Source organism: Jiangella muralis, from assembly GCF_001270745.1.
Taxonomy (GTDB): domain Bacteria; phylum Actinomycetota; class Actinomycetes; order Jiangellales; family Jiangellaceae; genus Jiangella; species Jiangella muralis.
In genome coordinates this window covers 624,069-633,722 of sequence record NZ_KQ434752.1, presented here as the reverse complement: position 1 = coordinate 633,722, position 9,654 = coordinate 624,069, and the positions used below count along the sequence as shown (strand labels likewise).

Here is a 9,654-nt window from a genome sequence, read left to right as displayed (position 1 = left end):
TCGCCACACTCATCACATCAGTCACGCAGGCACGCCGAACCACTTTCCCAACACGTACTTAGATGCGGCGCATGACCGCGACCACGCGGCCCAGCACCGTGGCGTCGTCGCCGTCGATGGGCTCGTAGTCGGAGTTGTGCGGGAGCAGCCAGATGTGGCCGTCGCGCTTCTTGAAGGTCTTGACCGTCGCCTCGCCGTCGATCATCGCCGCGACGATCTCGCCGTTCTCGGCCACCGGTTGCTGCCGCACGACTACCCAGTCGCCGTCGCAGATGGCCGCGTCGACCATGGAGTCGCCGACGACGCGCAGCATGAACAGCGTGCCCTCGCCGACCAGCTCGCGCGGCAGCGGGAACACGTCCTCGACCGCCTGCTCGGCCAGCACCGGCCCACCGGCGGCGATGCGCCCGACCATCGGCACGTACGACGGCGTCGGCAGGTTGCTCTCTTCGTCGTCCATCAGCTGACGGGTGAAGTCGCCGGGCGCGGTGCCGGGCGGCAGCACCTCGAGGGCGCGCGGGCGGTGCGGGTCGCGGCGGATGTAGCCCTTCGTCTCGAGCACGCCGAGCTGGTGGGCCACGCTCGACGGGCTGGACAGGCCGGCGGCCTGGCCGATCTCGCGCATGCTGGGCGGGTAGCCGCGACGGCCCACCGATTCCCGGATGACCTCGAGCACCTTGCGCTGCCGCACCGTGAGGTCGGCCGGGTGCTGGTGGGTCTCCGGGAAACTGTGCACCGAGGCGACGGCTGCCTCACCGCGCTCGTCGTCGTCGTTGTTGGCCACCACGCCACCTCCGGCTGTGCGGTCGATGCGTCCGTTCGAAAACGGGTCGCAGGGTCGATTGATGTGGTCACAGTAGCCGGAATGCAAGACACGATCAAACATCTGTTCGAACGTGTCTCGACTCTGTCAGTGGCAGCGTGTACAACTATTCGTACAGTCGTTCTATCGAACGGTTGTGCGACAACACCGGAGGCTGACCATGGCGACGACGACCTACATCCCGCCGTTCGAGACCCGCGCGCGCGTGGTCATCGAGCCGGAGCGCATCGACGCTCCGCCGCGCCGGCACGTGGCGCGCCGGCGTCCCGCGGGCCGTCCGGAGCCGGTCGCGTGCGTGGGCTCGGCCGAGCCGTCCCTGCACGGCTCGCGCCTCACCCGCCGCGGCCGCGTCGTCGTCGGGCTGGCCTGGCTGCTGCTCGTCGTCGCCGGCGCGCTGGCGTTCGTCCGCCCCTGGGACGGCGGCGCCGCCCCGGCCGGCTCGACCGGGGGCGCCGCCGTCACCACGGTCGAGGTCCGCGGCGGCGACACCCTGTGGCAGCTCGCCACCGACGTCGCACCCACGGCCGACCCGCGCGAGACGGTCGCCGCCATCATCGAGCTCAACGGCCTCTCCTCGGCGGCCGACATCCGCCCCGGCGATCTCATCGAGGTCCCGGCCGGCCGCTGACCCGCCCGACTGCCGCTGACGGCCCCCGGCTGGTCCCGGCTGCCGCTGACGGCCCCCGGCTGGTCTCCGGGCCGGCTGGTCCCGGCTGCCGCTGACGGCTTCCGGCTGGTCTCGGCTGCTTCTGGCCGGGCTGTGGCCGCGTTCCGGCCGACGCGCCGGGCGGGTGTGGTGGGCATCGCCTCCATGTCCCCACCTCCGCCGGTGTGTCGTGCCGGTTCGCCGGGTCCGGCCCGTTGGCTTCCTCGGCCCCTGCTGTTCGACGGCTCTCGTGGGTGCGGCGTCAGGAGGGCCGCGGAGAGAGTGGGCCGGGCTTCGGGTCCGCGGTCTGTCGCGGCTGCCCCTCTTCTGGCGACCGGCTCCGCCGTGGGCGACGGGTTCGCTGGCCTCCTCCGGTCGTTGGCCGCGGCGGCCACCTCCGCGCACCCTGGCGGGGTGGCGTTCGCTTGATCATCGGCGATCACTGGCGCTGGGACGCCAGTGATCGCCGATGATCCGCCGGTCCCGCGGCGGGTGAGGTGCTCCTAGATGTACCCGGCCAGGAGGTTGGACACAGGTCGCCGCTGGGTGAGTGTCGGCCACCGCCAACCATGAGTTCCACGATGATCATCAATGATTTGAGCTGCTATGACAGCCAAAAAGTTGGATGATCATGGCCCGCCGTTCGGGTGTCGCCCACGGGCGTCGAAGTCGGTAGCCGACGAGCGGGCCAGGCGGCGGCCAGCGGACCCAAGACCAGCAGCGGAGTCGGTCGCCACACCCCGAAGTGGGCCGTGAGCGGCCAGCGAACCGTGAGCCCGGCGAACCGCGAGCCCGGCCAACGGTCGACGCGGGTCACGGACGCTGTCCACCCCGGCACGGCCGAATGACCTCGTGCGCCGACCCCCGCAGTCCTCGCTCGTCCCAGCGGACTACCGCACCCCACATCTTGTGGTCGCTCCGTTGTCCACAACCCCGCGACCCCACCGTCGTCCACAACCCACCGGGCTCCCGGCGCACGCCGGCCTCCGAGCGGCCACTCGGCGGCTGAACTGCGGAAACGGTGCGCGATCGGGGTGGGGACGGTCGACGGTGTGAGGAGCGCCACCGATCCCCGCGACGCGCCGAGGGGAGTGATCGACTCATCCATGACCTGCGGCTTTGAAACACCCTCCGCCGAGTACGGCGATGTCGGTTGCAGACGCCCCTCCCGCCGACGTACCGTACCCCTATATCTAGTAGTTACACAGCTGTAAGCTGTCCACAGGTAGTGGTCGAGAGTGCACAGGTTGTCCCCATCTCGTCCACAGGTCCAGCGCCGAGGAGGTGCCCTCATGCACTGTCCGTTCTGCCGTCACGCCGACAGCCGGGTGGTCGACAGCCGCACCGCTGACGAGGGCACCGTCATCCGCCGCCGGCGGCAGTGCCTGGCCTGCGAGCGCCGCTTCACGACCGTCGAGCAGCTGACGCTCGCCGTGGTGAAGCGCTCGGGGGCGACCGAGCCGTTCAGCCGCGAGAAGGTCGTCGCCGGGGTGCGCCGGGCGTGCCAGGGCAGGGGTGTCAGCGAGGACTCCCTGGCCCGGCTGGCCCAGCGGGTCGAGGAGCAGTTCCGTGCGCAGGGGAGCGCGGAGATCCCGAGCCGCGAGGTGGGGTTGGCCATCCTGAGCCCGCTGCGCGAGCTCGACGAGGTCGCCTACCTGCGCTTCGCCAGCGTGTACCGCGACTTCGAGAGCCTCGTCGACTTCGAGAACGAGATCGCGACGCTGCGGGCCGACCGCGAGCGGGCCGAGCGTCCCCGCGACGCCGACGCCGACGGTGACGGCGACGCCGCCGACGGCGAGGAGCGGGACTCCACGCTGACCGTCGCGGAACCGTGAGTCAGCAGTTCAGCACACAACCGAATGACAGGCCCGGATACACGGGTGAAGCCGGGGGAAGTGAGGAAGGTCCATGACGGAGACGGTGAGCGGGCCGAGCCGCAACAGTGCGGGGAGCAAGCCGGGCGGACGGGCGAAGAAGGTGCGCGGGCTGAGTGTCCAGCGCATCTACACGACCCCGGGCGTCCACCCGTACGACGAGGTGACGTGGGAGCGCCGCGACGTCGTCCAGCAGAACTGGAGGACCGGCGAGACCGTCTTCGAGCAGAAGGGCGTGGAGTTTCCCGACTCCTGGTCGCTGAACGCCTCGACGATCGTCACCACGAAGTACTTCCGCGGCGCCATCGGCACCGACGTGCGCGAGTGGAGTCTGCGCCAGCTCATCGACCGGGTGGTGAACAAGTACCGCACGACCGGTGAGGCCGAGGGCTACTTCGCCACGCCCGACGACGCCGAGATCTTCGGGCACGAGCTCACCTGGATGCTGCTGCACCAGGTGTTCAGCTTCAACTCGCCGGTGTGGTTCAACGTGGGCACGAAGTCGCCGCAGCAGGTGTCGGCGTGCTTCATCCTCTCCGTCGACGACTCCATGGAGTCGATCCTCAACTGGTACCGCGAAGAGGGCATGATCTTCAAGGGCGGCTCCGGCGCCGGCCTGAACCTGTCGCGCATCCGCTCCAGCAAGGAGCTGCTGTCCTCCGGCGGGACGGCGTCCGGCCCGGTCAGCTTCATGCGCGGCGCCGACGCCTCGGCCGGGACGATCAAGTCCGGCGGCGCCACCCGGCGCGCGGCCAAGATGGTCGTGCTCGACGTCGACCACCCCGACGTCGAGGAGTTCATCCGGACGAAGGCGCGCGAGGAAGACAAGATCCGCGCGCTGCGCGACGCCGGTTTCGACATGGACCTCGGCGGCTCCGACATCGTGTCCGTCCAGTACCAGAACGCCAACAACTCGGTCCGGGTGAACGACGAGTTCATGCGCGCGGTCGAGTCCGGCGCCGAGTTCGGCCTGCGCGCCCGCATGACCGGCGAGGTCATCTCCACCGTCGACGCGAAGAAGCTGTTCCGCGACATGGCGAAGGCCGCGTGGGAGTGCGCCGACCCCGGCATCCAGTACGACGGCACCATCAACGACTGGCACACCAACCCCGAGACCGGCCGCATCACCGCGTCCAACCCGTGCTCGGAGTACATGAGCCTCGACAACTCCAGCTGCAACCTCGCCAGCCTGAACCTGATGAAGTTCCTGCAGCCCGACGGGAGCTTCGACGCCGCCACGTTCGCCAAGGCGGTCGAGCTGATCATCACCGCGATGGACATCTCCATCACGTTCGCCGACTTCCCGACCGAGTCGATCACCGAGACCACCCGCGCCTACCGGCAGCTCGGCGTTGGCTACGCGAACCTCGGCGCGCTGCTCATGGCGTCCGGCCTGGCCTACGACTCCGAGGGCGGCCGCGCGCTGGCCGCCGCCATCACGTCGCTGATGACCGGCGCCGCCTACAAGCGCTCCGCCGAGCTGGCCGGTGTGGTCGGCCCGTACGACGGCTTCGCCCGCAACGCCGAGGCGCACGCCCGGGTCATGCGCAAGCACGCCGCCGCCAACGACGCCCTCCGCTCCGTCGCCACGCTCGACGCCGACGTCCGCAGCCTCGCGACGAAGGTGTGGGCCGAGGGCAACAAGATCGGCGAGAAGAACGGCTGGCGCAACGCGCAGGCGTCGCTGCTGGCGCCCACCGGCACCATCGGCTTCATGATGGACTGCGACACCACCGGCATCGAGCCCGACTTCTCGCTGGTCAAGTTCAAGAAGCTGGTCGGCGGCGGCTCCATGCAGATCGTCAACCAGACGGTCCCGAAGGCGCTGAAGAAGCTCGGCTACGCCGACGAGACCATCGAGGCGATCGTCGAGTACATCGCCGAGCACGGCAACGTCGTCGACGCGCCCGGCCTCAAGCCCGAGCACTACGAGGTGTTCGACTGCGCCGCCGGCCAGCCGCGGGCCATCGAGCCGATGGGCCACGTGCGCATGATGGCCGCCGTCCAGGCGTTCCTGTCCGGCGCCATCTCCAAGACGGTCAACATGCCCGAGTCGGCGACCGTCGAGGAGATCGAGGACATCTACCTGCAGGGCTGGAAGCTCGGCCTCAAGGCGCTGGCCGTCTACCGCGACAACTGCAAGGTCGGCCAGCCGCTGTCCGACGCCAAGGCGAAGGGTGCGGACAAGGCGTTCGACAAGAACGCCGAGAAGGACGTCGTCGTCGAGTACCGGCCGACCCGCCAGCGGCTGCCGAAGACCCGCCCGAGCCGCACCACGTCGTTCACCGTCGGTGGCGCCGAGGGCTACATGACGGCCGGTTCCTACCCCGACGACGGCCTCGGCGAGGTCTTCCTGAAGCTGGGCAAGCAGGGCTCGACGCTGGCCGGCATCATGGACGCCTTCTCCATCGCCATCTCCATCGCGCTGCAGTACGGCGTGCCGCTGGAGACGTACGTCGAGAAGTTCACCAACATGCGCTTCGAGCCGTCGGGCATGACCGACGACCCCGACGTGCGCATGGCGCAGAGCGTCGTCGACTACATCTTCCGCCGGCTCGCGCTCGACCACCTGCCGTTCGAGTCGCGCGCGGCGCTGGGCATCTACACGGCGTCCGAGCGGGCCCGTCAGCTCGACACGGGGGAGTACACCGCCGACTCCGAGATCGAGGCCGACACGTTCCGGCAGTCCGCTCCGGTGAAGGCCGAGGTCGCGCCGGCCCAGCCGGCGCCGGTCGCCGAGGCCGTGGCGGCCCGTCCGGCCCCGGTCGAGGCGCACACGTCGGCCGAGCTGCTCGAGATCATCCAGGGCACCAGCACCGACGCGCCGCTCTGCTTCACCTGCGGCACGAAGATGCGCCCGGCCGGCAGCTGCTACGTCTGCGAGGGCTGCGGCTCGACCAGCGGCTGCAGCTGACGCCGTTTCGCAGCGGCGGCGGCCGCGGGGATCTTCCCCGCGGCCGCCGTCTTGCGTTCCGGCTCAGCGGCGCGGCTTGACGCCCGCGACGAGGGCCTTGACCCGGTCCGGCTCGACGTAGCGGGCGCGGACGGCGCCGCCGGCGAGCTTGCGGATCAGCGCGTCCTCCGGGAGGGGCTGCTGCGACGCGACGAGGATGACGTTGCCGTAGCGGCGTCCCCGCAGCTGGCCGGGCTCGGCGATCATCGCCACGTGCGGGAACTCCTCCAGGGCCGTCGCCGCCTCGACGCGGGCCTCGCGGACCTGCGCGGTGTCGGCGACGTTGCCGACGTAGACGCCGCCGGGCGTCAGCACCCGGGCGACCGACGCGTAGAAGGAGAGGTCGGCCAGGTGCGGCGGCACGTCGGCGCCGTCGAAGGCGTCGCGGATGACGACGGCCGAATAGTCGTCCGGCAGCGCGCGCAGCCCTTCCAGAGCGTCCATCGCCTTGATCCGCAGCCCGCGCACCGACCGCAGCCCGAACGCCTGCCGCATCAGGCTGGCCAGCGCGGCGTCGATCTCGAAGACCGTCTGCGGCGACCCCGGCCGCGTCGCCGCCACGTAGCGGGCCAGCGTGCAGCCGGCCCCGCCGAGGTGCAGCACGGACAGCGGCTCGCCGGGCGGCGCGACGGCGTCGAGGACGTGGCCGGTCCACTGGGTGTACTCGAAGTCCAGCAGGGTCGGGTCGTCGACGTGGACGTAGGAGCTGGCGAGCCCGTTGAGCCGGACCGACCAGCCGCCGGGATGGGCGCGGTCCGGGACCAGCTCCACCGTGCCGGAGTCGACGTGGTGGAGCCCGGCGAAGCGTTCGGGACGGGGGCGGTCGCTGGCACGGGACGGGGGCACGAGCGATAGGTTCGCAGCATGGCTGACCGTCCGACAAGGAACCCCCACGTAGGCGCGCCGTACCGGGCCGACGAAGCGCGCTACATCGACACCCCCTACCGCCGCAGCGGCCGCACCGGACTGAAGCTGCCGGCCATCTCGCTGGGCCTCTGGCAGAACTTCGGCGACGAATCGCCGCTGGCCACGCAGCGGGCCATCCTGCGCACGGCGTTCGACCACGGCGTCACGCACTTCGACCTCGCCAACAACTACGGCCCGCCGCCCGGCTCGGCGGAGAAGAACTTCGGCCGCATCTTCGCCGAGGACTTCCGCCCGTACCGCGACGAGCTGATCATCTCGACGAAGGCCGGCTACGACATGTGGCCCGGCCCGTACGGCGAATGGGGCTCGCGCAAGTACCTGCTGGCCAGCCTCGACGCGTCGCTGGACCGCATGGGCCTCGACTACGTCGACATCTTCTACTCGCACCGGTTCGACCCCGACACGCCGCTCGAGGAGACGATGGGCGCGCTGGACACCGCGGTCCGGTCCGGCCGGGCGCTGTACGCGGGCATCTCGTCGTACTCGCCGGAGCGCACCCGCGAGGCGGCCGGCATCATGCGCGAGTTGGGCACGCCGCTGGCCATCCACCAGCCGTCCTACTCGATGTTCAACCGCTGGATCGAGGCCGGGCTGACCGAGGCCTGCGCGGACGAGGGGCTCGGCATCATCGCCTTCTCGCCCCTGGCGCAGGGCCTGCTGACGAACAAGTACCTGGGCGGGGTGCCGGACGACTCCCGCGCGGCCCGCGGCGGGTCGTTCTCGCCGTCGCTGGTCACGCAGGACGTCGTCGACCGGCTGAAGGCGCTGGCCGGGGTCGCCGAGTCGCGCGGTCAGACGCTCGCGCAGCTGGCGCTGTCGTGGGCGCTGCGCGACGAGCGGGTGACGTCGGTGCTGATCGGCGCCCGGACGGTGGGCCAGCTGGACGACAGCCTGGGCGCGCTGGACCGCCTCGACTTCTCCGACGACGAGCTGGCCGAGATCGACAAGTCCGCCGTCGAGGCGGGCCTGAACATCTGGGCCCGGTCGAGCGACGAGTGACCCGATGAACGAGCGTCAGCGCCGCAACCCGCGCACCGAGGCCATCTGGACCCAGCTGTACGAGGCGCTGGCGGCGCTGAGCGGGTCGACCGGCCGCCGCGACCTCGACATCGTCGACCTCGGCGGCGGGAGCGGCGTGTTCGCGGTGCCGCTGGCCCGCATCGGGCACCGCGTCACCGTCGTCGACCCGAGCCCGAACGCGCTGGCCACGCTGGCCCGCCGGGCCGCCGAGGCGGGCGTCGGCGGCCAGGTCACCGGCGTCCAGGGCGACGCGGCCGGGCTGGCCGGCGTGGTCGGTCCGGACGGCGCCGACGTCGTGCTGTGCCACGGGGTGCTCGAGGTGGTCGACGACGTGTCCGGAGCGGTGACGGCCATCGCGGCGGCGCTGCGCCCCGGCGGCGTCGCCAGCGTCGTCGTCGCCCAGCGCTACGCCGCCGTGCTGGCGAAGGCGCTGGCCGGGCATTTCGCCGACGCCCGGCAGCTGCTCGACGACCCGGACGGGCGCTGGGGCGGCTCCGACCCGCTGCCGCGCCGGTTCGACGAGGACGGGGTCAGGGCGCTGCTCGCGGCCGCCGGGCTGCGCGTCGACGAGGTGCACGGTGTGAGAGTGCTCACCGACCTCGTCGGCGGCAGCCTCGTCGACGACCCCGCCGAGGTGGCCGCGCTGGCCGAACTGGAGGCCGCCGTCGTGGCGCATCCGGCGTTCCGGGCCGTCGCCGCGGCTCTGCACGTGCTCGCCGGGCGGCCCGTGGGGTCGCACGTGTGATCGGCCCGCGAGCGGGTACTGCGACACCGATCAGCTTCGGTGTCGCACCCGGCTTTCTTCGGTGGCGTCGGCCGCATATGCTGGTCCTTACAGCAGGTGCCCAAAGGTTTCCGTGTTCATTGGAGGGGAACGGTGCCACTCTCCGATCATGAGCAGCGGCTGCTCGAGCAGATGGAGCAGGCGCTGCTCGCTGAGGATCCGAAGTTCGCCACCGCCATGCGTGGCGCGGATCTTCGGCGGCGGTACCGGCGCCGCGCGGTCTTTGCCGGTCTGGTCTTCGTCGTCGGTGTCGTGTTGCTCATGACGGGCGCCGTCACTCAGGTCATCGCGCTCGGAGTCGCGGGCTTCGTCGTCATGCTCGGCTCGGCCTTCTACGCCGTCACCTCGTGGCGCCGCGTGCCGCCGTCCGACGGCACGGCCGCCGCCACCGGCGAGGTGCCCGACATCAGCCCCGGTTCGCCCCGCCGGCAGCGCCGCCCCAAGGGGCCGCGCAACAACGGCTCGTTCATGGACCGCATGGAGCAGCGCTGGCGCAACCGGCGCGAGCGCGGCTACGGCCAGTAACGGCAGCACAGCACCTCACCAGCACAGCACTTAGCCAGCACAACACTTAGCCAGCACAGCGGTTCACGCGTCCGGCGCCGCCTTCGGGCGGCGCTTTCGTGT

8 protein-coding genes are annotated in these 9,654 nt (G+C 71.1%); 6 read left to right on the top strand and 2 right to left on the bottom strand.

All coding sequences use genetic code 11. From position 1 onward, the window contains the following. Positions 1–58 precede the first annotated feature (58 nt). A complete protein-coding gene (lexA, locus tag ACW62_RS05750) occupies positions 59–784 on the bottom strand; it encodes a transcriptional repressor LexA (RefSeq protein ID WP_240477242.1) in 726 nt (241 codons plus the stop codon). A gap of 199 nt (positions 785–983) precedes the next feature. Between lexA and ACW62_RS05745 the strand changes: the two genes are divergently transcribed. The 3 genes from ACW62_RS05745 (at position 984) to ACW62_RS05735 (ending at position 6,257) form a co-directional block, all read left to right on the top strand. After that, entirely contained in the window at positions 984–1,451 is a 468-nt protein-coding gene (locus ACW62_RS05745) for a LysM peptidoglycan-binding domain-containing protein (protein WP_053203092.1), read from the top strand. A 1,310-nt stretch (positions 1,452–2,761) separates the two neighbouring features. Next, positions 2,762–3,304 carry a transcriptional regulator NrdR gene (gene nrdR, locus ACW62_RS05740; protein ID WP_053203091.1) on the top strand — a complete coding sequence of 181 codons (543 nt, stop codon included), beginning with the start codon at positions 2,762–2,764 and terminating at the stop codon, positions 3,302–3,304. 73 nt (positions 3,305–3,377) lie between these two features. Next, positions 3,378–6,257: a vitamin B12-dependent ribonucleotide reductase gene (locus ACW62_RS05735; protein ID WP_053203090.1), complete on the top strand. Its 2,880-nt coding sequence runs from the start codon at positions 3,378–3,380 to the stop codon at positions 6,255–6,257. A gap of 63 nt (positions 6,258–6,320) precedes the next feature. Here ACW62_RS05735 and ACW62_RS05730 read toward each other — a convergent pair whose 3' ends face one another. Next, positions 6,321–7,142, bottom strand: a complete 822-nt coding sequence (locus tag ACW62_RS05730; protein ID WP_053203089.1) for a spermidine synthase — start codon at positions 7,140–7,142, stop codon at positions 6,321–6,323. A gap of 18 nt (positions 7,143–7,160) precedes the next feature. Here ACW62_RS05730 and mgrA point away from each other — a divergent pair, with 18 nt between their 5' ends. From mgrA to ACW62_RS05715, 3 genes are all read left to right on the top strand, one after another. Then, positions 7,161–8,222: an L-glyceraldehyde 3-phosphate reductase gene (gene mgrA, locus ACW62_RS05725; protein WP_053203088.1), complete on the top strand. Its 1,062-nt coding sequence runs from the start codon at positions 7,161–7,163 to the stop codon at positions 8,220–8,222. 4 nt (positions 8,223–8,226) lie between these two features. Then, the gene (locus ACW62_RS05720) at positions 8,227–8,988 is read left to right on the top strand and encodes a class I SAM-dependent methyltransferase (RefSeq protein ID WP_053203087.1); all 762 of its coding nucleotides are present in this window, start codon (positions 8,227–8,229) and stop codon (positions 8,986–8,988) included. 132 nt (positions 8,989–9,120) lie between these two features. Continuing rightward, positions 9,121–9,552, top strand: a complete 432-nt coding sequence (locus ACW62_RS05715) for a DUF3040 domain-containing protein (RefSeq protein ID WP_053203086.1) — start codon at positions 9,121–9,123, stop codon at positions 9,550–9,552. The last annotated feature ends 102 nt before the right edge of the window (positions 9,553–9,654 follow it).

Coding starts and splice junctions, on each gene's coding strand:
- ACW62_RS05720 (WP_053203087.1), top strand. CDS start 8,227: ATGAACGAGCGTCAGCGCCGCAACCCGCGCACCGAGGCCATCTGGACC.
- ACW62_RS05735 (WP_053203090.1), top strand. CDS start 3,378: ATGACGGAGACGGTGAGCGGGCCGAGCCGCAACAGTGCGGGGAGCAAG.
- ACW62_RS05745 (WP_053203092.1), top strand. CDS start 984: ATGGCGACGACGACCTACATCCCGCCGTTCGAGACCCGCGCGCGCGTG.
- mgrA (WP_053203088.1), top strand. CDS start 7,161: ATGGCTGACCGTCCGACAAGGAACCCCCACGTAGGCGCGCCGTACCGG.
- nrdR (WP_053203091.1), top strand. CDS start 2,762: ATGCACTGTCCGTTCTGCCGTCACGCCGACAGCCGGGTGGTCGACAGC.